The following is a 26,501-nucleotide window of genomic DNA, read 5'->3' as shown; positions in this document are numbered from 1 at the left end:
ATGTTAAAACGTATTATTGCATTTTCACTGAGTCAACGAATCCTAATGCTGTTATTGGGTATGGCAATCAGTGTTGCGGGTTATTTGGCATTTACCAAATTGCCGATTGATGCCTTTCCCGATGTATCAAGCACACAGGTTCAAATTGTGATGAAATCTCCTGGCATGACGCCAGAAGAGGTGGAAAGCCGTATTGTGGTACCGATAGAACAGGAAATGTTGGGAATCCCTCATCAAACTGTACTACGTTCACAATCTAAATATGCTATTGCAATCATTACCCTGGATTTTGCAGAAGGGACAGATCCTTATTGGGCCCGACAACAGGTCAATGAGCGTTTGACTGGAGTCATGTCAGCTTTGCCTGGCAATGCCTCTGGCGGGATTGCGCCTATGACGACGCCATTAGGTGAATCTTTTATGTTCACTTTACATGGTCCTATGAGTGATATGGAAAAACGAACCTTGCTCGATCGGGTCGTCCGTCCACAGCTCAGAAAAATTGAAGGGGTAGCGGATGTCAATGTCCTGGGTGGTTTGGCACGTACCTTTGAAGTGACACCCAACCTGGATGCTCTGGCATCGAGAGGTCTCTCTCTTGATCAGTTAAAACAAGCCATTGAATTAAATAATGCAAGTGACGGTGCGGGGCGTCTGAATGAAAATGGAGAATCATTACTGATTCGTAGCGATAGTCGTGTCACCAATTTACAAGAGCTGGGTGAGATTATTGTTTCCAATCATCAGGGGACGCTGGTGCAAGTGAAGGATGTCGCCGATGTTCATACCGGTGCCCTTACCCGTTACGGAGCGGTAACCGAAAATGGTCAGGGTGAAGCTGTTGAAGGGATTGTCCTCACCTTAAAAGGCGCCAATGCACGTCAGGTTGTGCAAAGTGTGCGTGAACATTTGCATGACATTGAGAAAAACTTACCCCAGGGCGTTACGATCAAGCCTTTTTATGACCGTGGTGAACTGGTGAATCGTGCCATTCATACCGTGAGTAAAACCTTGGTCGAGGCGATTGTATTAGTCCTGATTTTATTGCTGTTGTTTTTAGGCAATTTAAGAGCCGCTTTGGTGGTTGCCGCGATTTTACCTTTATCTGCGTTGAGTACTTTCTTAATGATGCGTCAGTTTGGATTAAGTGCCAACCTGATGTCATTGGGTGGTTTAACCATTGCCATTGGTTTACTGGTCGATGCGGCGGTTGTGGTGGTTGAAAATATCGAAATGCAACTGGCAGATGCACACGAGTCCAAACACCGTTCGTTTTTACCCCCGCTGAACGTCATTTATCGTGCAGTTTGTGAGGTGGCGGTACCTGTGACTGCAGGAATGATCATTATTATGCTGGTCTTTATTCCGTTAATGACATTGCAAGGATTAGAAGGGAAACTCTTCTCTCCAGTGGCACTGACCATTGTCTTTGCATTGTCGAGCTCACTGATTTTTTCATTAACGATTATTCCGGTGCTGTGTTCCTATTTTTTAAAATCTCAAGCACATCACACGCCGTATATTGTTGCTAAGCTGGAACAGGCATATAGCAAGGTGTTAAATGCAAGTTTAGCCCATCCGAAACGTGTTTATGCTTTGGCCGGAGGCGCTTTGGTGGTTGCTGCACTCATCTTTCCACTCATTGGTAAATCTTTTATGCCAACTATGGATGAAGGTGACACCATATTACAGCTGGAAAAAATGCCTTCGATCAGCCTACAAAATTCAATTGCACTTGATCTAGACATTCAAAGAAGAATTTTAAAACAAGTTCCTGAAGTGTCTCGCATTGTGGCAAGAACTGGGTCGGATGAACTCGGTTTGGATCCCATGGGCTTAAATGAAACCGATAGCTTTATCATATTGAAACCGCAAGATCAGTGGCACGGACAAAGCAAGGAGCAGATTTTAGCTAAGATTCGCCATGTATTGGCCGATGTTCCTGGGGTCAATCTCACGTTTAGTCAGCCTATAGAGATGCGGACTTCAGAAATGTTATCGGGTGTACGTGGAGATTTGGCCGTCAAAATTTTTGGTACCGATTTAGACCAGCTTAATCAGCTATCTAAGCAAATCTCTACTGTTCTACAAGGGATCAAAGGCAGCGAAGACGTCATGACTTTGGAAAATTCTGGGGTGCAATATCAGGAATTACGTATTCGTCGTGATATGGCTGTCCGCAATCAGCTAGATAGCCAAAGCATACAGGCACAACTCAAAATGCTCATCGAAGGACAGCAGATTAGTTCGATTATTGAACAGGGGCGACCAGTTCCATTGATGATGAAAGGTGATCCGCGTCTGGGACAATCCAGTTTTGCCCTCGCGAACATGAATTTACCTGTTGCAAACTCAGCGGCTGTACCGTTGTCCTCTTTAGCAGAAATGGTCAAGACGGAAGGAGTCGTCAAAATTGACCGGGAAAATGCTTCAAGAATGTCCGTTGTCCGTGCCAATGTGCGTGACCGGGATCTGGTTGGTTTTGTCGAGGAAGCAAAACAGCAGGTTGCCCAGAAAGTTAAATTACCGGCTGGCTATTCATTGAAATGGGGTGGACAGTTTGAAAATCAACAACGTGCAGCAGCGCGTCTGATGCTGGTTGTCCCTGCAGCGTTGACCATGATTTTCTTCTTGCTCTTTACAACTTTAGGGTCTGTTCGTCAGGCAGTACTGGTTTTTGTGAATATCCCCTTTGCTTTAATTGGGGGAGTCGTAGCCTTAGCCATCACTGGTGAATATTTATCGGTGCCTGCTTCTGTTGGATTTATTGCTTTAATGGGGATTGCCGTACTGAATGGTTTGGTGATGATTGGTTATTTTAACCAGCTCATTTCACGTGGCGTTGCAATTGAAGAAGTGGTTCGCGAGGGGGCGATGAGACGTTTACGTCCCGTAATGATGACTGCAAGTATCGCTGCTTTGGGTTTAATTCCGTTGCTCTTTACCACTGGGCCAGGTGCTGAAATTCAGCGTCCATTAGCGATCGTGGTGATTGGTGGGTTAATTTCATGCACTTTACTGACGCTGATTTTACTTCCTAACTTGTTCAAACAATTTGGTTTAGTGCGAGATACTCATGTCTGAAATGTGCCAACTCTCTATCAACATCTCCAGTGATATTGCCGAAGAATTAATGAGCCATTTATGGCTCATTCCCGAGATTGTGACAGGATGTACCTGTATCTCGGCACAAGGTTTCGGTAGCCGCCAACATTATCGCAACATTCAAGAAAAAATTCAGGGTGCAACTGAGCGTAATTTGATTCTGTTGATTTTGCCTCTTGAAAATGTACCTCTAGTTTTAGCTCATATTCAAATTAAATTTAAATCAAGTGACTGTTTTTATTGGGTAATACCAACGATAACATCAGGCTATGCCAGTCAAGGAGGCGTGAACGAATGAAACGAGAGATTGAAACTCAACCACATTTTCTGGGTAAAGCCACACGTTTACTATGCCTAGGCTGTTGTATGATAATTACTTCTGTCGTATCTGCGAAATCAGAATTAGATCAAATCTTGCCACCGCTTGATGCGATTAAGCATAGTTTGTCACAGCATCCAACTGTTCGGTCGGCAATCTCTGATCAGGATTATGCCAATTTTTCAGGACAAGGGTTAAAACTAGGCCAACCTTGGACCGTGCGCGCGGGTATGCAGCTTCGAAACAGTAACGTCCAAGATAGTCAAACCAAATCCAATAATTATGAGCCGAACTTTGGTGTTGAAAAGCAGATTCGTTTACCTGGCAAATACCAGTTGGATCAGGATTTGGCGCAACGAGGAATGACTATTGCTGAATTAAAATATGAAGATGCCAAACATGAAGTTGCCAAAACTTTGCTGAATCAGTGGTTTGCCTATATGCGCAGTGCTTTGCAATTGACGCGCATTGAGGAACAGCAGGAAAGAATACAGCAATATATGCAAATGACCCAGCAGCGTATCCGTGCTGGAGATGCTTCACGACTAGAACTGATGCTGCTCAGCAATGAATTTCGGCAAATCGAAGAACAATATATGCAAGCTAAAACTGCTTACTACCAAGCACAGCAGTTATTATCACGTGATTATCAGGGAAAAATTCCAGAGCACTGGAGCAGTGATGTCATCAAAATTCAACCACTCGAATATACACAGACTCAATGGATACAGCAGGTTTTGTCTGCTAATCATGAGCTTGAGTTGGCCAAAACGCAGGCAGCACAGCAAGATGCATTAGTCAAAAGAGAGCAACTTAATCGGATACCTAATCCTACGGTAGGAGTGGGCTATAGTCGTGAGCAGTCTGGCGTTGAAAATTTGATGAGTGTGAGCGTTTCAATTCCACTCGCCAGTCGGCAAGTACGAATAGCTTCTGGTATGGCAATGGCGGAAGCTCAAAAGGCTAATTTTGAGATTGGACGAGTAGAAAACCGTTTGCGTCAGGAAACTCAATACTGGTTCACGCAGATGGAGTCGGCATCAGTACGGAGTGAGCAGGCTCAACAGAATGTGGCACAGTTACAGCAACAACATGCATTGATGCAAAAAGCATATAAGCTTGGTGAATTAAGTTTAAATGAACTATTACTTCATTCACAGCAATTGGTTGATGCGCGTGGTCGAATTGATCAAGCCAAAATTGATTATGCAGAAAGCTTGAGTTTACTATTGCTAAATTCTCATCAGTTATGGCCTCTACATGAGGATCATCAGGCAGAGTAAAATAGTAGAGTGCTGATATATCAATGTCTTGTATGATCATTATTCGGTTGGTATTTTGTCTTGCTTGGGCCAGAGTACCTGCAGCTTGCACAGAAATAAATATAGGCTGACTTATAAGTAGCAGAATGAGAGGGTAGCTTAGACGTGAGAATATTGTTAGTTGAGGATGATGCCTTACTGGCTAAGGCAACTGCACGGGGCTTAGATCATGCAAATTTTGTGGTCGATATAGCCACCACAGCAGAGCAAGCCTATCATTTTTTGGCGAGTTATGATTATCAGTTTATTCTGCTTGATTTAGGTTTACCAGACAGGAATGGGTTGGAAGTTTTAAAGTCACTGCGCCGTAAAAAGAATAAAGTAGGTGTTATTATTTTGACTGCCCAAGATCAAATTCAGGAACGAATTGCAGGTTTGGATGCAGGTGCAGATGATTTTGTAGTTAAGCCTTATGATTTATACGAAGTTATCGCCAGGGTTCAAGCAGTGTTACGCCGTATATCAGGTCATGTTAGTGATTTGGTTCAGATAGGCAATATTGCTGTCAATCAATCAGCTAAACAAGTATTTATCAATGAGATTGAAGTTGAATTAACCCAAAAAGAATTTCACTTACTTGAACTGCTTATTCTTAATCGTGGTCGAATTATTTCACGAGAGAGTATAGAAAACTCATTCTATGCTTATGATGCGGAAGTGAGTAGTAATGTTATACAGGTATATATTCATAACCTACGCCGCAAACTTGGAAAAAATATCGTGCGAACAGTACAAGGCTTTGGGTATATCATGGATGAGAATTATTGATGCCTAATTTAATACGAAGTTATTCACTGACACGGCGCTTATCATTAATTTTACTGGCGATTACAACTAGTGTCTGGGTGGGTAGCTTGGGATGTATCTATTGGGGGATGCAGCGCGCAGCTAATAATATTTTTGATAAATCATTAGCCGAAACAGCCCATGCTTTACTTTCAACAACATCAAGTACATTAGAAGGGCGAGTCCCTGACCATACTGTAATTGAGAAAGCTCAAGGCGAGCATTATAATCAAATTATATTCCAGATTTGGCATAAAAATGGAAACTTAATCTATCGTTCTGTTGGTGTAGACACACACCCGTTTGTTCAGCAAGCCAAATTTGGTTGGATTAAGATTCACAATCAAACGTATCGTAGCTATTCGATTTGGGACAACACACACACAATACAGGTGCAAATTGCTCAGGTGTGGACGATTCGTCAGGATATTCAGAGTGATATGTTGCTATTTTTGATAGTGGTTTCTGGATTTTTTCTTCCATTATTGTCTTGGTTGATTATAAGAACCATACGTAGTCATCTAGCCACTGTATTTAGTATCAGTCAAAACCTAGAAAAACAGTCGATTGAACATTTAAAACCTATTAACCCTATTGTACCCAAAGAAATAGAACCATTGGTGAATTCATTAAATACACTATTAAGTGAAATAGCAGAAAGCATGCAACGTGAAAAACGTTTTACTTCAAATGCAGCACACGAGTTACGTACTCCTTTGGCTGCTATCCGTATGCATGCACAAGTTTTATTGAGTGCTCGTTCTACAGAAGAGGCGAGAGAATCAGCACAAGACATTATGATTGGAATTGATAAAGCTTCTCGAATGATCACTCAGTTGTTGACTTTGGCTAGGATTGAACATTTAGATGAAAGAAGTGAAGTTTCAGTTGATTTGTGTATTATTATCCAAAAGACACTTACACTTATGGATTTTAAAATCGTTAAAGAAAATATTGATATACAATTAGATTTAAAGCCTGCTCCAATTCTTGCTAAAGCTGAACATCTAGAAATTATATTACGTAATATTATAGAAAATGCAATTATATATCGCAGTCAAAATGGCATTTCAATAATTAAGATAACTTGTGGCTGTATTGAAAATCGTACATTTTTTCAGGTTGAAGATAATGGGATTGGCGTGGAAGAAGAGAAAATGCCATATATCTTGCAAAGATTTTATCGTGCGAACCAGAATAGTAGTGTGATTGGTAGTGGTTTGGGACTGTCGATCGTAAAGCAAATGGTCGATCTATATCATGGAAAAATAGAGGTAAGTCAAGCATCCATAGGTGGTTTTTTAATTAGAATAGAATTTAATAAATAATGGATTTTCTTATAAAGAAATATTGATTGTATTATAATAGTGGAGGGAATAAATAAAATATGGATAGTATGTTTGAATTTATGATAATGATTTTTTTAAATAAAGCTATTGAACTTTATAGATTAATCTGGTAATCCCCCTAAAAATAATAGGATCTAAAAGTAGAATTTTCTCTTAAGATACGAGCAGGAGATTCTGCATGAAAACATCTAAATTTACTGACAGTCAGATCATGTCCATCTTGAAACAGGCAGAATCTGGCACACCTGTAGCGACCCTTTGCCGTGAATACGGCATGAGTAATGCTACCTTTTATAAATGGCGTGCCAAATATGGTGGTATGGATACATCATTAATGGCTCGACTGAAAGAGCTAGAAGCCGAAAATACCAGACTTAAAAAGATGTATGCTGAAGAGCGATTAAAGGCCGAAATCATCCAGGAAGCAATGGCAAAAAAGTGGTAAAGCCATCTTGCCGGCGTAAGATGGCACAACAGGCAGTTGCCCAGCATGCCATTAGTATTCGTTTGGCTTGTAAAGCATTTGGCATTAGTGAAACCTGCTACCGCTATCAAGCCAATCTCAGCGATGACAATGCACTCATTGCTGAACAGCTCATTGAACTCACTGAGGAGAATTCCGACTGGGGCTTTGGTTTGTGCTTCTCGTATTTACGGCATGTTGAGAGTTGCTGCTGGAATCACAAGCGGGTTTACCGCATTTACTGTGAGTTGGCACTGAATCTGCGTATTAAACCGAGAAGAAGACTAAAACGGCATGCGCCTGAACCATTGAAAGAACCAATCCGAGAAAATCAGGTTTGGTCATTAGATTTTATGCATGATCAGCTTTCCGATGGTCGCAAGTTTCGATTATTGAATGTGATTGATGATTACCGCCGCGAAGGCCTAGCCATTGAAGCAGGGTTCTCATTGCCCACAATCAGGGTTATTCGTACGTTGAATCAATTGCTGGAGTGGAGAGAAAAACCGTTAGTGATCCGATGCGATAATGGTCCCGAATTTATCAGTCACGAATTTGTGCGCTGGGCTACTGAGCACGGTATTCGTATTGAATATATTCAACCGGGTAAGCCACAGCAGAATGCGTATATTGAACGCTATAATCGGACCATACGTTATAGTTGGCTGAGCAAGCATTTATTTGATACTTTGGATGAAGTACAAGATTATGCAACAAACTGGTTGTGGCATTACAACCATGAAAGACCACATCAAGCTAACAAAGGAAAGCCACCTCTAATGGCTGCTTAACCTCTACTTTTAACTTCGGTTATTTATGGGAGGATTACCACCATCAGCAACACAAAAATGAGTTCCACTCTAGTTAACATCTTAGTTTCATTTACTATCCGCATGCTTCAACAGCAGCTTTGAATGTTTCACTTAACCTTTAAACTTTTTTAAAAGTTAAATGTATTTACATATGAGTTCTAAAATTTGATAGAATTTATTAAAAATTTAGATTCTAAGTGTAAATAATGAGAAGCGCTAATATTCGACGTGATGGTTACTTAAAATTTCTGAATACATGGCAAAACCGTGATGTCATTAAAGTACTTTCAGGTGTACGTCGCTCTGGAAAATCCACCTTATTGGCGATGTTTCAACAAGACCTAAAAGCACAGGGTGTACAAGCCGAAAACATCATTGCCATCAACTTCGAATTTATGGAATTTGAAGAACTCACCGATTACCGTAAACTACATGATTATGTATTGTCCAAAGTTGATAAAAGTAAAAAAAACTATGTTTTTTTAGATGAAATACAACATGTTACCAATTTTGAGAAAGTGGTCGACTCTTTATATGTTCGGGATTATATCGATTTATATATTACAGGCTCAAACGCATTCTTTCTAAGTGGAGAACTTGCGACTTTACTTACAGGACGCTATATCGAGCAACATGTTCTACCTTTGTCATTCCAAGAATTTAAACAGTGGCATATTGAAAATAATCCGATCATCCAACAATTATCCAATCGTGATTTATATGCCATGTATACGCGCAGTAGTTTCCCTTATACGCTTGCCATGACTAGCCAGCAAGAAACTTATGATTACTTGCAAGCGGTCTATGCCAGTGTAATGTTTAAAGATGTTATTCCCCGTTTGAATACTGCCGATATTAACTCTCTCGAGCGTGTCGCAAGATATTTGGCAAGCGTGACAGGCTCACCTATTTCCATCAATAAAATTAAAAATACCTTTGTTTCAAGTGGGGTTAAAATTTCATTTGAAACAGTAAAACGCTATATTCAGGGCTTACAGGACAGTTTGTTATTTTATAGTGCTGCACAATTTAAAGTACGCGGGCGTGAGTTATTACAATCCTCTGAAAAATACTATTTAGTTGATGTCGGATTGCGCCGGATTATGTTGCCTGATGCTAATGCTGATCAAGGTCATATCTTAGAAAATGTAATTTATCTTGAGCTTATCAGACGAGGTTATACGGTCTATGTAGGGCGGGTTGATGAATATGAAATTGATTTTGTTGCTGTCGATACTTTACAGAATTTAACTTATTATCAAGTGGCATTAGAAACGCTCAATGAGGAGACACTCAGCCGAGAGTTACGTCCATTACAGAAAATTTCTGATTCGTATCCCAAATATTTACTTACCTTAGACACGATAGGGGCTGAAGCAAATTATAATGGTATTGTAAAAATGAGTGCTCTCGAATGGTTGCTATCTGAAAATAAGTAAAGTTGAGGGTAGACATGAATACTCTTATTTATTGACGCAGATTAAAACTCAAAGACTTTTCAGCATCATCCAAGAATGTATTCAAGCATAATTTCTGCTCCAATTGTGATGGATCGATTTACCTCGATTCGATTGAGTCAGACCCTCATGATTGAGCCAGAGTCGCTTACTGAAAGTAGCGAGAATTGCGCTGGAGTTTCTGAAGGATATTAATTCCTTAGTTTGCCCATTCATCCATGTGGGCATTTTTTTTGATCAAAATACAATGCTGTTCTTGCTAAAAAATGACGGCACCTACAATAAAACACAATATTCCAAAAATAATCCAAGGCCAGATCTTTGTCTTCGGTTGTTCTAAATTCTGAGGATTATATTCCGTGTGTTCTAGCGATGTCGGTTGTGGAACACGGGTCTTTTTAGAGTAAGGTTGGTGTTTAGAGTAAGATAGTCCCGTACCTGGAATGCCGACACTGGTTCGCGTACCTTTTTTCCCAATATTTAGAGAAGCACCAGGTTTGCCAATGCTGGCACTGCTGATGCCTTTATGGGTCAGATTAATTTTAAAACCCGGGAATAATTTAATACTTTTACGAAATCTAAAACCCATATTTCTCTCATTCTAAATTTAGCTCAATTTACGCTCTACACCAGGATCCATGATCTGCTAGAGATCGTACTTTGACGGCTATCATCACGATATTAGTATATTTTTTATCTGGTGATTGCAATACTATCTTTAAATACCGTCAAAAATCTTTACTGTATATTTGCTGTAGGGTAATCTTAAAACTACTATTTTTTGACTGATTGGTATATGACGACAGATAAGCATGAAGTCCTGCTACGAATGCGAGCGATCGAGCTGCTTGCTTACTGGGAAGGTCGTTTGGTTACCAATCGTTTGATGAGTTGGTTTGGACTGAGTCGACAGCAGGCTTCTGCGGATATCAAGCGCTATAATACGCTGTATAACCCCGATGCCTTGATTCATGATCCCTCAGTCAAGGGTTATGTGCCTAAAGCCAGCTTCCAGCCTGTACTGACTACAGCGCATATCAATGAATATCTCAATATGCTCTCGGGCTTGGTCAGTGAATCACATGCCCTGATTGCGACACCAGAACCGAATCTATCAGCGGTCCAGTTACCCGATCGCAGTGTGCGTCCTGAAGTCATCAGGGAAGTGTTGCGTGCCTGTCGAACACAAAGCTGTCTCAAAATTATTTATGCCTCCATGCAAAATCCGCAGTGGCATGAACGCATGATTTCCCCACATACCCTGGTGTATACCGGTTTTCGCTGGCATGTCCGTGCCTATTGCCATCAGAGCAAGCAGTTTAAGGACTTTTTACTCTCCAGAATTGATCGCACACCTGTTGTGGTGGCGATTGAGTCAGTAGACCCTGCTCAGGATCAGCAATGGCATGAAGAAATTGTACTGACGCTGATCCCTAATCCAAAATTGAATGAAGCTCAAAAAGCGCTGGTCGAAAAAGACTTCGGCATGCCTGATGGTAGATTACAGATTCTGGTGAAAAAAGCCCTGGCTCACTATACCTTGCAGCGCTATCAGGTCGCGATCACGCTGGCTGAGGCGGAAGATGCCTTGAAATATACCTTAGTGTTACAACGTTCAGATATCGAAAAGCTGTCGTCTTACCTGTTTGATCAAGCTTCATAGGAGATTGGCTATGTTAGAACAATTTCATTATGACAGTGACCTGATTGGCGGTTCCCTGATGGTGCGTGAAAGCCGGCTGATCGCGGATCTGTTATTACGAGAAGCGACTCCAGAAATATGGCATCAGGCCATTCAGGTTGACAATATTCTGCAAAAAAGAACACCTGCTTCAGCTCAACGCAATGCCACCGCTATTCGTAAGCGTCTGGAGCGCTTGGAGCCTGATTTCTGGAAAGCTTTGCGTGATGGGGATGATGAGCTGGCGACCCAGGTGGCTTTTTGTGGGGCACTGGAACGCAACCTGTTGCTGCTTGAGTTTATGGAAACGGTGATGAGAGAGGCCTATATCTCTCAGGCTCAATACCTGGACAGTTATATCTGGTCAGATTTTCTGGAGGAGCGTTCACAACGAGATCCGGATATCTGTGATTGGAAAGAGTCCAGCAAGAAAAAAATGGGGCAGGTGGTCTTTCGCATGCTGGCAGAAGCCGGTTACTTAAAAAGTACCCGTAAGCTGGAGTTGCAGCGCGTGATCGTCAGAGCAGAGCTGCGTAGCCTGTTGGAAGAACATTATAGACAACGCATTAAAAGATCTATGGAAGTGTCGCTATGGACGCGGTAGTTGTAGAGGGGCAGCAATGAGTCAAACAATACATGAGCGTCTGAACCAGATTCCAGAGCGAATTCTTTCCACTGAGTTTCTCACTGGACAAGGATTGGGCAATGAAATTGGCTTCTGGATTTTTGATTATGCACCTGAAGATGAGTTGAAAGTGCGCGAATATCTGCATTTTCTAGACGGGATGCTGGAGAAAAAACACAGTCAGCTGAAGGTGGTGAATATCAACCTGCTGCAAGCCGTGGTGGATTATCTGGATGAGCGTAACTTCATCGATAAAGCCATTCAAATGCAAAAAGCCAAAGGCGATGAAGCGCTGCTCAAAGCCTTAAAGGGCCCACTGCATATGGATAAGTTCGCGCCCTATCTGGTGAGTAAATATGCCACCAATGCACAAGATATTGTGTTGATGACTGGGGTAGAAGCAGCAAATTTACGAGCATCAGTCGGTACGACTGGTGATTCATACGATAATGCTTTGGCTGAAACGGTGAATGGCTTATACAAAACAGAGGTGATTGAATATTTAAAAGCAGATTGGCAAGGTTTAGCGGATGTACAACTGGCGACACTCAACTGGGTAGATTGGTTCAATAAAAAGCGTGTACACAGTTCACTGGGTTATGTATCCCCTTTTGATTTTGAAGCAATGTACTATGATAAGATTAACCTGTTAGGTCAGGTGGCCTAACTTAAATAAAAAGTCTCCGACAAACCCGGTACGGTTCACCTTGATCGTCAAGTTGATGCGTTGAAAGAAATTGGCTGTGAGCGAATTTTTGAAGACAAAGCATCGGGTAGTAACTCCCAACGAAAAGGCCTGGATGATTGTCTCAATTATTTGCGAAAAGGGGATGTGCTAGTTGTTTTGGATTTGGATAGGTTAGGGCGGTTAGCCAGTGACCTGATTAAACTCATTGATGAGCTGGCAGAAAAAGACATTGGCTTTAAAGCCATTAACTCACCGATGGATACCACAACCCCTGCAGGACGGGCATTTTTGCAGATTCAAGCCGCTTTTGCGGAGATGGAACGTAATATCATTCGTCAACGAGTGAAAGAGGGGATAGCTGCTGCTCGTGCTCGTGCTCGTGCTCGTGGACGTAAAGGTGGGAGACCTAGAATCATGACGGCTGAGAAACTTAAATATGCCCAGCATCTGATGGCTGATCAAACCAAGAGTATTCCAGCGATTTGCAAAGAGCTTGGCGATATTCCCAGCAGTACGCTATATCACTATGTGACAGCGAAAGGGGAGCTTAAAAAGGCAGGAGTGGATTTGCTAGCAAAAGCACCTTAGCAGCAATTAGTATGTAAGCGTCGTCTAACAGGCTTAACAAACCTTCTTATTATATTAGGTTGTTCGTTTTTCTATACTTGTCTAAGACAGATAACGCGGGAGCAGCCTTTATACTTTACCAAATTTGTGATAAAATAGCCTATGAGCTACAAATTAGGTTTGGGCATGTATGATATTCGGACAACGGCGGATTTTGATACATGGTTGAGAAAGCTAAAAGACAGACAAGCTGTTAAAGCAATTGTGTTACGGTTAACCAGAGCAGAAGCAGGCAACTTAGGCGATATCAAATCTGTGGGTGGCCAAGTGAGTGAAATGCGAGTATTTGTTGGCGCAGGCTATCGCTTGTACTTAACCATATAAGGTCAGACTTGACTGCGCGCCTAAAGTGGCTTGAATACGACCAGAAGTTGCTGCAGTGACTGGATCCTTAGCTTGTGCAAGGTTTTTAATGGTATTTTTCGCTTTTAATCCGGCACTAATACCCGCCATGGCTTTCATGCGATCAGAATCAGCGTTTTCACCCGCTTTAACAAGTCCATTGATACTGTTGTATTGGTCGACCAGACCATTACTGACACTGACGGTTAATCCTGATTGCTTAAATTTTTGTTGTGATTGGCTGTCTTCAGTTGCCGTGACATTGACGATATCAGCCGATTTTGCGGTAATGTCAATGTTGCCACGATTTGGATCAATTATCTCTTTACCCGTATCAGCCCCCATTCCAGCAACCACGTCACTGGCAGTTTGTTGATAATGGTTACCCGCATTAATTACCACATTGCCATCAATGGCGCCCACGGTACTACCGGTGTGATTAACGACATTACGCTGATTGTCCATTGACTGTTTTTGTGAGCCGATGGTGAGTAGCTACTAGAATAGGGGTAGGAACGGCTATTGCTACGGGTGCTGCCAGTGTAGTTGCAACACCAGTTGTAGTCCCGCTTACTCTAATAGGAGGTGTTACTAGCGCTTTATATTCGATTCTTAAAGATAAATAAGGCGATTCAGATATTTAAGTGATTTTTTTTGTATACAGTGTGAACAGGAGTAATAAAAATTAATAATTATATTTTAGGGTTAAATATTGGTAATCATGATTCTGCGGCGGCGCTTATTAAAAATGGAGAAGTAGTAAGATATATTGAGCAAGAAAGAATCAGTAGAAATAAGATGGCACTGGGCGAACCACCCATTGATGCTATTTTGGCATGTTTAAATAGTGAGGGAGTTTCTATTCACGATATTTCAGCCATATCCGTCGGGATGGACTGGCAGTATAGAAATAATATATATGAAATGTCTGAAGAAGAAAGAGATAAGTATAAAAAATTTGAAAATAGAGATTGGTTTTTACCATCAGAAATTTTTGGAGATAAATTACCTCCAGTTTATATAATAAAACATCATCTAGCACATGCAGCTAGTGCCTATAGACTAAGTGGGTTTAAGCAGTGTGCTATTCTTGTAGTAGACAATCGGGGGGAGGAGTTCTCAACTTCTTTAGGAATAGCAAAGAATGGAGAAATTACTTTCTTTAAAGAAATCAACATTCAAAATTCGCTTGGTCTTTTCTATAATAGAGCTGCTGAATTTACGGGGTTATATGGTAAGCATAGAGAGGTAGGGAAGTTTATGGGGTTAGCTTCATATGGTCAACCCACAATGCCAATGCCATTAATACCATCGAGAAATAAACTCCTTTTTGCTAGCTTTCCAAATATAGAAAATGAAAGCATATTCAATTCCCTCTCATTAAGAAAACAACAATTTAAAGAGTATTTTGAAGAAAATTGTTTTCCTTACGAAACCGGAAATGTTGAAGAAATAATGAGTTATGCAAACTTTGCTGCATCTGTACAAAAAGCATTAGAGGACGTTTTAATTGATTTTGTAGAAGAGCTAAAAGAGTTTTCAGATATAGACAATTTAGTTCTTGCTGGTGGAGTTGCCCTTAATTGTTCTGCAAATGGAAAGATTGAAAAATCTGGTATTTTTAAAAATATATTTATACCACCTTTCCCTTCTGACTCTGGAACTGCTATCGGTTCTGCCTTAGAGGTGTATCATCAGTTGTATGCCAAAGAAGAGGTTAGCAAAACGCTTAGAGTAGCTGGACTAGGAATTTCATACACACAGCATGATACTATACTCGTATTAGAGAATTATAAAGACAGAATTCGTTACTCCATACTCAAAGAGAATGAAATGTTCGATTCAGTTGCTAAAGAAATCTCAGAAGGGAAAATTATTGGTTGGGTACAGGAGGGATTTGAAGCAGGACCAAGAGCGTTAGGATATCGCAGCATACTTGCAGATCCAAGAACTAGACGAAGTTTAATTAAATTAAATTTAATTAAAGAGCGAGAAATGTGGAGGCCAATAGCTCCAAGTATTTTACAAGAGCAATACTCCAATTTTTTTGAAGGCAATGCAGATTCAAAATATTTTATGAATGTCGCTACTATTGTTAAAGAGGACAAACGTAAAAATATTCCTGCGGTCGTTCATGTAGATTATACGGCTCGGCCTCAAGTAGTACCTAAAAAACATCATAAATATTATGGGTTAATTAGTGCATTCTTTAAATTGACTGGTGTTCCTGTATTGTGTAATACATCATTTAATAGCCGAGGTATGCCTTTAGTCAATACTCCTAAGGATGCCGTAGACTGCTTTTTAGAAAGGCAAATAGATGTATTAGTAATTGGTAATATTGTTATTAAGAAGGTTTAAGAATGTTTGTTTTTGATGTTTCTAGTTTTATTAGTTATAAAGAATATACCGATTTTATTGATACTTTGAAAAGCAAATTTGATGAAAAGAGAAATAGCCTTTTTGATATATATAATATTACTAATTCTGCAGTTTGGAATAATCGTCCAGATGAATATACTGAGTTTAGAGATAAATATCGAAAACTTAGACAAGATATAATTAATGAAATTATTAAAAAATTTCGTAAATTTTTACCAAATAATTGTCTAATTTATGAATTTGGTAGTTTAACAAAATTTACTGATAGAATTGAAAGTGATATTGACTTAACCTTTTGTTACGATGAAAAGAAAAGTTATACTTTTGAATGCGCAGAAGAATTAATTTATTACTCTATTTGCCATGTGTTTGAGCACTCAATAGATCATATTCATGGAAAATTCCAGCATTATCCTATAACTTGTGAATTTGATAATTTAACGGAGAAGGATAATTTATATATTTTGAAATTTGATCAGGCTTTTATTGAATATAAATGTGGTCCTGAAGCTTTAATTGAAAATATCATGGGCATAAAGAATGTAAGAGATTATCAATCACTCATTGATGGTTATCAAGAAAAGTACACATTACAATGTAATATTGATTGCTTGTATTCTATTCTCATAATAGAAAACTCCACGGAACATGACTTTATTGGAGACTTAGTGAAATTAGAAAATAAAAACAATATCTTTTCAAATTATAATTTTGATTATAATGAATATTTATTTGAAGATGCAATTGAAGTGTCAAATCTTAAAAAGGCTTTCAAGAATACGATAATTTCAATGTATATTATGATTTCTTTCCTAAGAAAAAAAGTTGCATGGTTAAATCAATATTCAATGACAATAGATGATGTCTTTAAGAGTAATGAGCTCATTCTCTTTTTCGGAAGCGAGTACATTGAAAGACTTAGAAATTCATTTATCCAAATGATTTTTTATTGGGATAGAATGGAATTATTATTAAACAATCATAATATTTCCCTAAGTACCAGATGCCATACGGTATTTTCTAAAAAAAATTTAGATGATATGTTATATGAAAAATATAGTGAAACGAATTTATTGGATAAAATTTTAATTTCAATTAATAATTTGAACACTGTGATCTTTCACGGTTGGAGAATTATTAATGAAAAGTGATAATAAAATTTTCATTAAAAAAATATATATAGATACGCATTCAATTACGATTTTTTTTGATATTGATAGCTCAGAAGAAATGGAAATAGAGGCATGGTTAGAAAATAAAAATAAATATAAGCCTCATATATTTTATATCAAAGTTGATAATAAAAAACGAAGAATTGTAATTGAAAATCAAGCATTACAATCTTTTATTAAAGAATTCCCTGGTGAATCGTTTAAACTTTCATTATCTACAATGACTAAAAGAATTACCTATAAGGTTTCCTCGAACCTTAAAAACATATATCTAAATGATATTGATATTTTGCTGACTAAGGAGCTTTTAGCTTTTAATAATAGAGATTCGATTCCAAAGAATGAACTACTGATAAATGAGCAAGTTAAAATTCAATATGAAAATAAGTTAGAACTTGAAAACATTACTGTATTACCTGTTGATACGTTAAATATTGGTTCATGCTTTAGTAGAAGTGTCTTTAAGACACATGAATATTTTAATCCTGGATATAAAGAGTTTTTTCATCTAAAAAAGACGCTATTCCACAATTCATTTATCTCTCTTTTTTCTGATCCTGTTAACTATACCTTTTCTAACGTCGAGGATTTAATAATGGGAGATGCAGCTTTATACATTGGAATAGAATTTATAAAAAATCTAGATGAACAGTTTATAGATAATAATTTTAAATTAGTCGTTATAGATAATTATATAGATGCAACTAGTCCGATTATAAAATGCGGCACTCACTCATTTTTAACATACAATAAATATCTAGCAGAATCTATCTTTAAGCGGCTATTTTCTTCTTGTGATATTATATATCCAGGAACAAAACAGCATTTAGAGTTATATCGAAAAAGCATAGTTAATTTTAGGAATATATTGACTAAATATAATGTTAAAAACGTTATTTTAATTGGAGGCAGACAAAGTCAATATAAAATTAATGAACAAACAAACCAAGTAAGTCCATGGAATGATAAGATGGAGTGGATATTAAACGTCAACAAAAATTGGGATGAGGTTGATAGAATTTTCTTAGAGGAAATACCAAATTCCATTTATATAGATAAAAGAACTACTTATTGGAAAAGTGATGTTTTTAGCCCAATGATTGGAGGTGCTTCACCATCTCACTATCAAAGTGGATATTATAAAGAGTTATTTAACGATATAATATCTTTTTTAAGTCGGGACTCGGTTGATGAAAAAAGATATAATCAGTAGTTATATAGGCAATGTGATCGAAAGTTGTAGAAGTATTAATTATGATCAGATTATAAATATATACGATGTTTTAATTACTGCTGTTAGCAGGGGAGGAAAGATCTATATTTGTGGAAATGGTGGGTCTGCATCTACAGCTTCACATTTTCAGACTGATTTAAATAATGCTTTTTCAATTACTTTAAAATCCATGCCAGCTATTTGTCTAGCTGATAATTTATCAACAACAACGGCTATTTCTAATGATTATTCTTATGATGATGTATTTCTGCATCAATTAAAATTCATTCTAAACGAAAAAGATGTACTCATAACCATATCAGGTAGCGGAAACTCAACTAACGTTGTGAAAGCGGCTGAATATGCAAAAAATAAAGGCAATGTTGTAGTTTCTATGGTTGGATTCGATGGTGGGAGATTGAAAATAATTTCTGATTTTTGTTTTCATGCTCCTGTAAATAATATGCAAATTTCTGAGGACTTGCATCTATTTTGCTGCCATCTTCTTTCTACATTAATTAGAGAATGTAAAAATAAACAATATGATTAGTTTAAATCAGTTACAGAATAGCGGTAATATATGTATTTTTATAAGACATGGCGAGAAAAATCTTGATGGATATGATTTATCGAGTGAAGGGAAAAAGCAATCTTTAGAGTTTGCTGAAAAACTATACTTGTTAAATAAAGAAATTAATGTATTCTCAAGCCCGGAACAACGATGCATAGAAACCGCAACTATTATAAACAATAGGGTAAATGGAGAGAGTAGTAATATTTCCCTCTCAAGCGCTTTGGGAAAACCAGGGATACAAGTAAAGAATGAAATTGAATATGCAAAACTTACAGATACTATGCGCTGTAGAGATATTTTTAGCGAATGGAAAAGAGGAAAGTGTTGTGAAGCTATGCACAGACCAGAAATTGTTAAGGAAAGAGTGATTTCTTTCTTTGAAAAAACTTCATTTAAGAATGATGGCATAACTCTTTATATCAGCCAATCAGGTACAGTTGCTTGTACTGGATATGCATTAAATTTGACTGATTATAAAAATGTTGATCATGAATGGGTCGACTATCTTGATGGATATATTTTTAAGCTATAATATGGCAGTTATTATATTTGATTTATTTGGCACACTAATTGATATTGATGACAATCAAAATGATTATGATAAAGCCTTGAAATGGTTGGCAGATACATATTTTGAAAATAGGTTTATAGAACTAAAAAAATTATCTGAAATATTCAAAGCTAAATATCTTGAAGATAGAAAAAAATCAAATAAAGAAAACTCATTTTTTAATCAGTTAACTTTCTTTGAAACTACATTGGGTATCGAAATTTACGATGATTTCACTTCAGTTGAGTTAAATTTCATTCATCTTTTTCGTAGAGAAAAATTAATCGATGGTACACATGAACTCTTAAAATATTTGATAAAAAATAATTATAGAATTTTTATATTAAGCAATAGCATCTTTTCTGGAACTAACTTAAAAATACATTTAGATCATTTAGGCATTGGAAAATACATAGAGGAACTATTTTCTAGCGCTGATATAGGTTTTCGAAAGCCTTCAAAAGAAATTTTTACTTACGTGATAAATAGATTAGAAATTAAAAATCCTAAAGAAGTATATTTTGTTGGAGATTCTTTAGAAAAGGATTATAATGGAGCAAAGAATATTGGATTCACTCCAATTTTAATGGGAGTAAATGAAGAAATAGTAAGTTTAAAGTTTACCAGTCTTCCCAACTTACTAGAATATTTAAGAACTAGCTAATAATGATAAATAGCTTATTTTAACGCTATTTTTCACTAGACCTCTTTCATAAATCAAAAAATATACAACTTTTAGGTCGAAAAACATTCTGCAAAACTTTAGATTTTAAAGCATAATTGCGCCATGAAATATCTCGAATCCAAAAAGCTTTCTGATTCTCAGTTTAAGCGTTATACAGGCATATCCAGTTCAATATTTTCTCTTATGGTTGAACAAATGCAGATGCAAATCCCTGCTAAAGGTAGACCACCCAAACTATGCCTTGAAGATCAAGTTTTACTCTGTTTAAGCTATTGGCGTGAATATCGCACTTTATTTCATGTTGCTGCAAGTTATGGCGTATCAGAACCGACCGCATCTAGAATTGTTCGTCAAGTTGAGGATACTTTGATTCAATCAGGTTTATTTAATTTACCGAAAGAATTACCTCAAGGTGATGGTATAGACTGGAATGTGGTGATTGTAGATGCCACTGAAATTCCAATCCAAAGACCTAAAAAAACAGAAGAAAAGCTATAGTGGCAAGAAAAAGGCACATACATTTAAGTTACAAGCAATCATTCACTACAGAACTCATCAAATTCTAAGTTTATGTACCAGTCGTGGATCTGTTCATGATTTCGAACTATTCAAGCATAATTTAAACCAAATTCCTGTCGGTGCTTTTATCCTTGCAGATAAAGGTTATCAAGGAATCTATGCGGTGTTTACGGATAGCTTATTGCCATTAAAAGCAAAAAGACACTGTAAATTGCATCCTGAACTGAAAGCTTATAACCGAGAAATCAATCAAAGAAGAATTGGAATTGAGCATGTATTTGGTAGGCTCAAAACCTTTAAGATTCTTGCTGGATGTTATCGCAATCGAGGAAAAAGACTGGGCTTAAGATTTAATTTGATTGCAGGAATCTATAATTTAGAACTGAGTGAAAAATGACTTATGAAAGAGGTCTATTTAATCCTTATTAAAGAAAGAAAGCCATGTTTCATTTGATAAATTTTCAGCATCATAGAATTTACCACGAGAAATAATTAATTGAGATAAAATGTTCTTTAACCTATTACTTGAATTTTTTAACTCGTTAAATGGTAAATATGCATCATATGGAGATATATTTAACAAAAATGCATCATGTTTAAATTTGTCGATATAAAAATTAATAAAATCCTCACTACCTCGATTAACTTGTTTTATTATTTCATAATTTTGTAGCTCGGCCCTATCAAATTTCAAACCGTTGTTGGTGTAGCCCAGGAATGATGGTGTGCAAGATTGGGTAAATAACTCTAATAACAAATTATTCTTTCCTGTGCCATAATTTAGATGCAAATCAAGTAAATCTTTATTTAATGTATTAGAGAATAGATACGAATGAATTGAATCATCCATTGTATATAACGCTGCCATGTTTTCAATAGGTTGTGTATACCCAGCAAGCAAAGAATATACCTGACAATCTAATTCTAAATAGTTATTAATAATATTTTTTAGAATTAATGGACCCGTACCTGCCCAACCCACATCAACAATTGCAATGCTTTTTGAATTACCAACTGATTGTCTTACAGATTCCACTGTTGCATTAATATCATCTTTGAAAGAGTCGATGATTTGTGTTTTATTATCATAAAATAAATCTTCAATTTTTTGAGCAGTGGTTTTTGATAAAATATCATCTTTTGATAAATTATAACTATCTAAATTACCAATCAAATATTCAATTCCCAAGAAATTTAATAAATGCTCTATTTTTATATTATAAACACCTCTTGCTTTGTGCCAAATCATCCTCCGACAAAATTCATAAAAATTTTCGAAAGCCGTAATTTTTGTACCCGCTAATCTAGACCAATGAAAATATTGCCAATTTTTATGATTCGGTAATTTGTCATACACCTTACTATAAACATCTCCATCTCTTGATAAAAATAGAACTTTATCAATATTACGAGTAGTAGAGAATTTATTCACCCATTGTACAAACCCTAAGATGTATATTCCGCCATATATATAGCCTAATTTATAGGCTTCACTATATTCATTGTTTTGACAATAGAGATGATTGTTAATAATTGCTGAGTATATTCTTCCAGCAATATATGACATACTACTTACTCTATTTTTGTTTCCAATGTCATTTATGTTTTTATAATAGAAAGTATTAAGGCCTAAATTTTCAGCATTTTCGATGTCAGAGATATAATTATCTCCAACATGGATAATCTTTTTATTTTTATACTTTTCTTTAATAATGTGATAAATGTCACCTCTTTTCTTAGATTTATTTAATTCGGAAGAGACATATATTTCATCAATAAGGGGATATCCATTATTTTTTAATATCTCTCTTATTTGCTGTTTAGATAAATACATATCTGTGCATATAATGATTTTTTTCTTGTTTTTAATACATTCTGAAATTATTTTTTGAAAAAATTGGTTTACATAACAATAGTTAAGTTCTAATTCAAATTCTAACTGTGCTGTTTTAATTGGACATAAATTTGTTTTTTTTGAAATTAAATTATAAATTTCGCTTAAAGTAGTATTATCATGATTATATTTTTCTTGATTAAGTTTTCTTACTTCATCTTCAGAATCGACCCTGATTTTAGAAAATTTATATATACCCAATCTGCTCTCCATAATAGAGAAAAGCACTCTTGGACTTGTAAATGGACGAAAAATCAATGTGTCAAAAACATCGAAAGAAATAACATCATACTCACAAAGTTTATTTAATAAATCCTTAGGCTCGGCCCTAAAGTTTTCTGAATTATAATATAAATCTATATTGCTATGCATATCTATCTCAATTTGCTATTTTAGAAGGGAGCCCATTACTAACTATATATCCATCTGAGCTAATTCTCCATTCGTTTGTAACAGTTAATCTTCTAACCTCAATCTCTTCAGAATATCTTGGTGTCAAATAATGAAAATTTTGATTTTTTGATCCTACCCAGTTACGAATAGTTTCTTGCTGTGTATAATCAAACTCACCATCAATCAGTAGATCTGTATATTTTAATAAGTTTTGACTACCAAAGAATTGACTTTCCGTTAAATCCTCAAGCAAGTAACCTGTGAAGACCATCACTGATAAATCGATTTCATGAGCATATTTAGCAATATCTGCCAAACCTTTCGCTTGCAAAAAAGGTTCGCCACCTAAAAAGGTAATGCCTTCTAATGAAGGATACTTTTTTTTAGCTGCACACAATTGCTCAATAATCTCCTTAGAAGAAAAGATATGAGTAGGTTTAATTTTTAACAATTCCGGATTACAACAGCCTTGGCAACGTTTTAAGCAACCTTGAACCCAGACTACAAAACGCAGTCCAGGCCCTTCAGCTTCGGTCGCTTCTACAATATTCGCAATATTTAACAAGGGCATCATTATTCCCACTCAAAATCAAACAACTTACCAGCTTGAACAATTCGCAAAGTTTTATCTTTCATCTGAGTGGGATTTTGTGCACATTCAAAAATAAATTCTGCTAAAGGGTCAAATAATGCTTGGGTTAAAATATTTAATACACCACGACCACCATGTTGTAGATTGACTTGTTTAACCAACATTTCTAACGCTTTATCCTCATTATCAAAAACCACATTCTCAACGTCCCATTTATCCTTTAAGCGTTCAATTAAGGGTTTAAGCTTAGCACGGGCAATATCTTTTAATACATCAGTATTTTTCATAAAATTAAACGGAATAATATTAGCATCACCAATACGCCCTAATAGTTCTGGACGATTTAATTCATCACGGAAATGCGACTGTACCGCTTGTTTGAATTGTTGTGCAACTATATTTACATCATTATCAGGTAAAATTTGAGCAGCACCAATATTTGATGTAAACACAATAAATGTGTCAGCAAATGAAATGGTTTCACCTTTACCATCAGTTAGACGACCATCTTCTAAAATTTGCAAAAATTTATCCAAAATACGAGGGTGTGCTTTTTCAATTTCATCAAATAATAATAAAGAAAATGGGCGAGATTTGACAGCATTCGTTAACTGCCCACCTTCTTCAAAACCCACATAGCCTGGGGGGGCTCCTACTAAGCGTTGATCTGCGTGCTCATGATTAAATTCGGACATATCAAAACGTATACAGGCATCTTCATCCCCAAACAAGAACTCTGCCAATGACTTTGCTAATTCTGTTTTACCGACACCTGTAGGACCAACAAAGAATAAAGCACCTTTTGGGGTGCGTGCTTTGATTGAATGTTGTAAACCTGAAAAACCCGTATAAGCACGAATCAAAATTTTATTGACCGCTTGGATAGCTTGCTCTTGTCCTTTTACTCGTTGGGCTAATATGGATTGAGTTTCTTTTAAACGTTGATAATTTAGTTTTTCCCAAGGAGATTGTCGTTTTCCATAACGATATAAAGACACTAAATTATTAATGTTAATACCACCTGATTGCTGACGTGATAATCTTACTAAGTTATCAATATCTCTAAGAGATAATCCATCGGTCAAAGTAACTAAATTAGCTAAAGCTTGGCTACCCACACTTAAGTTATCAGAAATATTCCATTGCACTTGACGTGCTAGAATAGCGTGTTCTCGCTCTTGTATACTAGGAAGAGCAATATTAATTTCAGCGAAAAAAGGATTATTCAAATAGACTGATGGTGGTAGGATACTAGTGCCAGCACATAAAAAAATTAATACGCTTTGAGCTTGCACCATACTTTGAGGTGAATTAGATTGCTCACTGTCTCGTAAACTAGTTGAAATTTGCTGTAACCACGCCCTTTCAGTTTCACTTAGTGCATTTACCTGACCAAACAAATAATTAGACCAATCAATAATAAAGGCAACTTTATTTTGAGTTTGTGTCATTACTCTTTCAGCAACTGCAAAGAAATTTTGAGGCTCAATTGGAATGCGTCCAGAGTTAGAGTTTGATTGGGTAGTCGTTTGCGTGTCATCATCAAAGCTATACTCTTCACCCTGTTCAACTTTCATACCAATTTGAGTTAACTGATTCCACTCATCACTAGAAATACCAGAGATACCATTAAGACGAGAATAAAATATAACTTGATTGAATCCTTGAGTTTTTAAACTACCTTCTATGACTCTATTTATAGGTGTTAGCGCATTAAAGCGATTAAATGCTAAGTCAATAATATTACCACTTACAATTAAAGCTCGACGTATCATCACTTGACGTTCAAAATTTTCTAGCCAAGCACTTATATATTCATTCATTAGCTTAATCTCGTTTTCTAGCGTTTTTGGTATGTATGGATAGGTGTTATCGGTTTTGATGTTGCTGATTCATCATCAGGATTTTCCCAAATTACACGCTCATCCGATAAGTCTACTCCATAAATATCTGATAATTTAGGTAATACTTGAGCCATATCTTTCTTACAGCTTTGTCCTTTATAGTTATCAAATTCATATCTCACAGAACCATCTAATTTCACACGGAAATTTGCTTGGTTGCCTTGCGGACGACTAGCTTGGATTACTACAACACTATCATCTCCATCGCCTTGTTTTTTAGGATTTAATACAGTAAAACCTGCCTGTTTTAATGATTGGTATACAGCTTTTACCATTTCTTTACGCACAGCTTCATCTTCTAAAGTAACGTCTTCAGCTTGATTGATTTGTATTGCTAGCTCAGATAAATTTTCGCCATCACTTTCTTTAAGCTGTTGTTTCAAAAGTTCTGACTGACTTTGAGGTAAATTCGTGGTTTCAATTACTTTAAGTAGGTTCTGTTTTTCTTCATTGACTAACTTTTGTTGTATTTGTTTGGCTGAGGTTGCTTGCGTTTCAAAAGCTTTTTGTTCAAACTCATGTTTTATAGCAGTGATAGCAGTTTGAATCTGTATAATATCCCAATTTTCATCTTTAACCTTTTTCTTTAAAAAAGATAAGGTCTTAAATGCTAAATTTCTTGCTAATTTATTTTCCCAATTAGTAGCTTGCTGCCATGCCTGTTCTTTTTGTTCCTGTAATCGCTCCGCCTCACGTTGTGCTTCTTGAGCCAAAAATTGTTGATGTTCTTCTTCAATTCGCCTAGCCTCTATCGCCTCTGACCACAAAGATTGAATCTGATTTCTTATTTCAAAACTTAGATTACGTCCATCATAAGCATTCATCAAACGAATGCGATTTATCTCATTACGAATTTGACTAACTTGTGTATTCACAAATTGTGCCAAGCCTTGTTGTTCTAAGGCTTGGAGTCGTTGTTCATATTGTTGCAAATAACTTGAAGTCATTTGCTTAATCTCTTGTTCACGACGTTTACGTTCTTTTTCACGTATTTGTCGTTCCCGCTCTAATCGCCATTGTCTTTCATGAATTGCACTCATAATTATA

General features: G+C 36.8%; 25 protein-coding genes and 1 pseudogene. 20 read left to right on the top strand and 6 right to left on the bottom strand.

Annotation, left to right across the window (positions count from 1 at the left end; genetic code table 11):
- From F908_RS00580 to F908_RS00545, 7 genes are all read left to right on the top strand, one after another.
- Positions 1-3,084 carry an efflux RND transporter permease subunit gene (locus F908_RS00580; RefSeq protein WP_005155737.1) on the top strand — a complete coding sequence of 1,028 codons (3,084 nt, stop codon included), beginning with the start codon at positions 1-3 and terminating at the stop codon, positions 3,082-3,084.
- Positions 3,077-3,403 (top strand): DUF3240 family protein, encoded by a 327-nt coding sequence (locus F908_RS00575; RefSeq protein WP_004827107.1) that lies wholly within the window; start codon positions 3,077-3,079, stop codon positions 3,401-3,403. Before F908_RS00580 ends, F908_RS00575 begins: the two co-directional genes overlap by 8 nt.
- Entirely contained in the window at positions 3,400-4,707 is a 1,308-nt protein-coding gene (locus F908_RS00570) for a TolC family protein (protein ID WP_005155736.1), read from the top strand. The genes F908_RS00575 and F908_RS00570 overlap by 4 nt, the downstream gene beginning before the upstream one ends.
- 144 nt (positions 4,708-4,851) lie before the next feature.
- On the top strand, positions 4,852-5,514 hold the full coding sequence (locus tag F908_RS00565) for a response regulator (protein ID WP_004827102.1): 663 nt from the start codon (positions 4,852-4,854) through the stop codon (positions 5,512-5,514).
- The gene (locus F908_RS00560; RefSeq protein WP_005155734.1) at positions 5,514-6,860 is read left to right on the top strand and encodes an ATP-binding protein; all 1,347 of its coding nucleotides are present in this window, start codon (positions 5,514-5,516) and stop codon (positions 6,858-6,860) included. The genes F908_RS00565 and F908_RS00560 overlap by 1 nt, the downstream gene beginning before the upstream one ends.
- Before the next feature lie 199 nt (positions 6,861-7,059).
- Positions 7,060-8,135, top strand: a protein-coding gene (locus tag F908_RS00550; RefSeq protein ID WP_155756587.1) for an IS3 family transposase whose coding sequence is annotated in 2 segments (ribosomal slippage) — positions 7,060-7,312 and positions 7,312-8,135 — 1,077 coding nt in all. Because the reading frame shifts where the segments join, the coding sequence is not laid out codon by codon here.
- Between the two features lie 227 nt (positions 8,136-8,362).
- The gene (locus F908_RS00545) at positions 8,363-9,595 is read left to right on the top strand and encodes an ATP-binding protein (RefSeq protein WP_005155730.1); all 1,233 of its coding nucleotides are present in this window, start codon (positions 8,363-8,365) and stop codon (positions 9,593-9,595) included.
- 277 nt (positions 9,596-9,872) lie between these two features.
- Here F908_RS00545 and F908_RS00540 read toward each other — a convergent pair whose 3' ends face one another.
- Positions 9,873-10,202: a DUF4236 domain-containing protein gene (locus F908_RS00540; RefSeq protein WP_004726791.1), complete on the bottom strand. Its 330-nt coding sequence runs from the start codon at positions 10,200-10,202 to the stop codon at positions 9,873-9,875.
- A 207-nt stretch (positions 10,203-10,409) separates the two neighbouring features.
- Between F908_RS00540 and F908_RS00535 the strand changes: the two genes are divergently transcribed.
- The 5 genes and pseudogenes from F908_RS00535 (at position 10,410) to F908_RS00515 (ending at position 13,558) form a co-directional block, all read left to right on the top strand.
- The gene (locus tag F908_RS00535; protein ID WP_005155729.1) at positions 10,410-11,276 is read left to right on the top strand and encodes a WYL domain-containing transcriptional regulator; all 867 of its coding nucleotides are present in this window, start codon (positions 10,410-10,412) and stop codon (positions 11,274-11,276) included.
- A gap of 10 nt (positions 11,277-11,286) precedes the next feature.
- The gene (locus F908_RS00530) at positions 11,287-11,898 is read left to right on the top strand and encodes a DUF1819 family protein (RefSeq protein ID WP_005155728.1); all 612 of its coding nucleotides are present in this window, start codon (positions 11,287-11,289) and stop codon (positions 11,896-11,898) included.
- 16 nt (positions 11,899-11,914) lie between these two features.
- Positions 11,915-12,586 (top strand): BREX protein BrxB domain-containing protein, encoded by a 672-nt coding sequence (locus F908_RS16470; protein ID WP_005155727.1) that lies wholly within the window; start codon positions 11,915-11,917, stop codon positions 12,584-12,586.
- Between the two features lie 27 nt (positions 12,587-12,613).
- Positions 12,614-13,195 (top strand): annotated as a pseudogene (locus F908_RS00520) (recombinase family protein); the annotation flags it as partial.
- Between the two features lie 141 nt (positions 13,196-13,336).
- Positions 13,337-13,558, top strand: a complete 222-nt coding sequence (locus F908_RS00515) for a type II toxin-antitoxin system RelE/ParE family toxin (protein WP_228127610.1) — start codon at positions 13,337-13,339, stop codon at positions 13,556-13,558.
- Here the strand turns inward: F908_RS00515 and F908_RS00510 are convergent.
- Entirely contained in the window at positions 13,547-14,041 is a 495-nt protein-coding gene (locus F908_RS00510) for a hypothetical protein (RefSeq protein WP_005155723.1), read from the bottom strand. The genes F908_RS00515 and F908_RS00510 overlap by 12 nt on opposite strands.
- Positions 14,042-14,254: 213 nt before the next feature.
- On the opposite strand from F908_RS00510, the gene F908_RS00505 reads away from it, so the two are divergent.
- The 8 genes from F908_RS00505 (at position 14,255) to F908_RS00470 (ending at position 21,068) form a co-directional block, all read left to right on the top strand.
- The gene (locus tag F908_RS00505; protein ID WP_322782732.1) at positions 14,255-15,937 is read left to right on the top strand and encodes a carbamoyltransferase family protein; all 1,683 of its coding nucleotides are present in this window, start codon (positions 14,255-14,257) and stop codon (positions 15,935-15,937) included.
- A 2-nt stretch (positions 15,938-15,939) separates the two neighbouring features.
- A complete protein-coding gene (locus F908_RS00500) occupies positions 15,940-17,109 on the top strand; it encodes a hypothetical protein (protein ID WP_005155718.1) in 1,170 nt (389 codons plus the stop codon).
- Complete coding sequence (locus F908_RS00495) at positions 17,099-18,343, top strand: DUF6270 domain-containing protein (RefSeq protein ID WP_005155716.1); 1,245 nt, start codon at positions 17,099-17,101, stop codon at positions 18,341-18,343. Before F908_RS00500 ends, F908_RS00495 begins: the two co-directional genes overlap by 11 nt.
- Entirely contained in the window at positions 18,321-18,893 is a 573-nt protein-coding gene (locus tag F908_RS00490; RefSeq protein ID WP_005155712.1) for a D-sedoheptulose-7-phosphate isomerase, read from the top strand. The genes F908_RS00495 and F908_RS00490 overlap by 23 nt, the downstream gene beginning before the upstream one ends.
- Entirely contained in the window at positions 18,886-19,449 is a 564-nt protein-coding gene (locus F908_RS00485; protein ID WP_005155710.1) for a histidine phosphatase family protein, read from the top strand. The genes F908_RS00490 and F908_RS00485 overlap by 8 nt, the downstream gene beginning before the upstream one ends.
- Positions 19,427-20,131 (top strand): HAD family hydrolase, encoded by a 705-nt coding sequence (locus tag F908_RS00480; protein WP_034602477.1) that lies wholly within the window; start codon positions 19,427-19,429, stop codon positions 20,129-20,131. Before F908_RS00485 ends, F908_RS00480 begins: the two co-directional genes overlap by 23 nt.
- A gap of 123 nt (positions 20,132-20,254) precedes the next feature.
- The gene (locus F908_RS00475; RefSeq protein WP_005155707.1) at positions 20,255-20,650 is read left to right on the top strand and encodes a transposase family protein; all 396 of its coding nucleotides are present in this window, start codon (positions 20,255-20,257) and stop codon (positions 20,648-20,650) included.
- Positions 20,598-21,068, top strand: coding sequence for an IS5/IS1182 family transposase (locus tag F908_RS00470; protein WP_005155706.1), 471 nt, complete (start codon positions 20,598-20,600; stop codon positions 21,066-21,068). The genes F908_RS00475 and F908_RS00470 overlap by 53 nt, the downstream gene beginning before the upstream one ends.
- Before the next feature lie 18 nt (positions 21,069-21,086).
- Here F908_RS00470 and F908_RS00465 read toward each other — a convergent pair whose 3' ends face one another.
- From F908_RS00465 to F908_RS00450, 4 genes are read right to left on the bottom strand one after another with little or no spacing between them, the layout of a single operon-like run.
- Positions 21,087-22,937, bottom strand: a complete 1,851-nt coding sequence (locus tag F908_RS00465; RefSeq protein ID WP_005155705.1) for an HAD-IA family hydrolase — start codon at positions 22,935-22,937, stop codon at positions 21,087-21,089.
- 7 nt (positions 22,938-22,944) lie between these two features.
- Entirely contained in the window at positions 22,945-23,532 is a 588-nt protein-coding gene (locus tag F908_RS00460; RefSeq protein WP_005155704.1) for a 4Fe-4S single cluster domain-containing protein, read from the bottom strand.
- Positions 23,532-25,373, bottom strand: a complete 1,842-nt coding sequence (locus F908_RS00455; RefSeq protein ID WP_005155703.1) for an AAA family ATPase — start codon at positions 25,371-25,373, stop codon at positions 23,532-23,534. Before F908_RS00455 ends, F908_RS00460 begins: the two co-directional genes overlap by 1 nt.
- Before the next feature lie 17 nt (positions 25,374-25,390).
- Positions 25,391-26,494, bottom strand: coding sequence for a coiled-coil domain-containing protein (locus tag F908_RS00450; protein WP_005155702.1), 1,104 nt, complete (start codon positions 26,492-26,494; stop codon positions 25,391-25,393).
- Positions 26,495-26,501 lie beyond the last annotated feature (7 nt).

Origin of the sequence: Acinetobacter sp. NIPH 284 (assembly GCF_000369425.1) — a bacterium.
In the GTDB taxonomy this organism is placed as follows: domain Bacteria; phylum Pseudomonadota; class Gammaproteobacteria; order Pseudomonadales; family Moraxellaceae; genus Acinetobacter.
The sequence above is the reverse complement of the archived record's forward strand: the minus strand, read 5'-3'. Positions and strand labels throughout refer to the sequence as shown.

Bases quoted from the DNA above. Each gene is read 5' to 3' on its own strand.
- F908_RS00580 (WP_005155737.1), top strand. From the start codon at position 1: ATGTTAAAACGTATTATTGCATTTTCACTGAGTCAACGAATCCTAATG.
- F908_RS00575 (WP_004827107.1), top strand. From the start codon at position 3,077: ATGTCTGAAATGTGCCAACTCTCTATCAACATCTCCAGTGATATTGCC.
- F908_RS00570 (WP_005155736.1), top strand. From the start codon at position 3,400: ATGAAACGAGAGATTGAAACTCAACCACATTTTCTGGGTAAAGCCACA.
- F908_RS00560 (WP_005155734.1), top strand. From the start codon at position 5,514: ATGCCTAATTTAATACGAAGTTATTCACTGACACGGCGCTTATCATTA.
- F908_RS00545 (WP_005155730.1), top strand. From the start codon at position 8,363: ATGAGAAGCGCTAATATTCGACGTGATGGTTACTTAAAATTTCTGAAT.
- F908_RS00540 (WP_004726791.1), bottom strand. From the start codon at position 10,202: ATGGGTTTTAGATTTCGTAAAAGTATTAAATTATTCCCGGGTTTTAAA.
- F908_RS00535 (WP_005155729.1), top strand. From the start codon at position 10,410: ATGACGACAGATAAGCATGAAGTCCTGCTACGAATGCGAGCGATCGAG.
- F908_RS00530 (WP_005155728.1), top strand. From the start codon at position 11,287: ATGTTAGAACAATTTCATTATGACAGTGACCTGATTGGCGGTTCCCTG.
- F908_RS16470 (WP_005155727.1), top strand. From the start codon at position 11,915: ATGAGTCAAACAATACATGAGCGTCTGAACCAGATTCCAGAGCGAATT.
- F908_RS00515 (WP_228127610.1), top strand. From the start codon at position 13,337: ATGAGCTACAAATTAGGTTTGGGCATGTATGATATTCGGACAACGGCG.
- F908_RS00510 (WP_005155723.1), bottom strand. From the start codon at position 14,041: ATGGACAATCAGCGTAATGTCGTTAATCACACCGGTAGTACCGTGGGC.
- F908_RS00500 (WP_005155718.1), top strand. From the start codon at position 15,940: ATGTTTGTTTTTGATGTTTCTAGTTTTATTAGTTATAAAGAATATACC.
- F908_RS00495 (WP_005155716.1), top strand. From the start codon at position 17,099: ATGAAAAGTGATAATAAAATTTTCATTAAAAAAATATATATAGATACG.
- F908_RS00490 (WP_005155712.1), top strand. From the start codon at position 18,321: ATGAAAAAAGATATAATCAGTAGTTATATAGGCAATGTGATCGAAAGT.
- F908_RS00485 (WP_005155710.1), top strand. From the start codon at position 18,886: ATGATTAGTTTAAATCAGTTACAGAATAGCGGTAATATATGTATTTTT.
- F908_RS00480 (WP_034602477.1), top strand. From the start codon at position 19,427: ATGGATATATTTTTAAGCTATAATATGGCAGTTATTATATTTGATTTA.
- F908_RS00475 (WP_005155707.1), top strand. From the start codon at position 20,255: ATGAAATATCTCGAATCCAAAAAGCTTTCTGATTCTCAGTTTAAGCGT.
- F908_RS00470 (WP_005155706.1), top strand. From the start codon at position 20,598: ATGCCACTGAAATTCCAATCCAAAGACCTAAAAAAACAGAAGAAAAGC.
- F908_RS00465 (WP_005155705.1), bottom strand. From the start codon at position 22,937: ATGCATAGCAATATAGATTTATATTATAATTCAGAAAACTTTAGGGCC.
- F908_RS00460 (WP_005155704.1), bottom strand. From the start codon at position 23,532: ATGATGCCCTTGTTAAATATTGCGAATATTGTAGAAGCGACCGAAGCT.
- F908_RS00455 (WP_005155703.1), bottom strand. From the start codon at position 25,373: ATGAATGAATATATAAGTGCTTGGCTAGAAAATTTTGAACGTCAAGTG.
- F908_RS00450 (WP_005155702.1), bottom strand. From the start codon at position 26,494: ATGAGTGCAATTCATGAAAGACAATGGCGATTAGAGCGGGAACGACAA.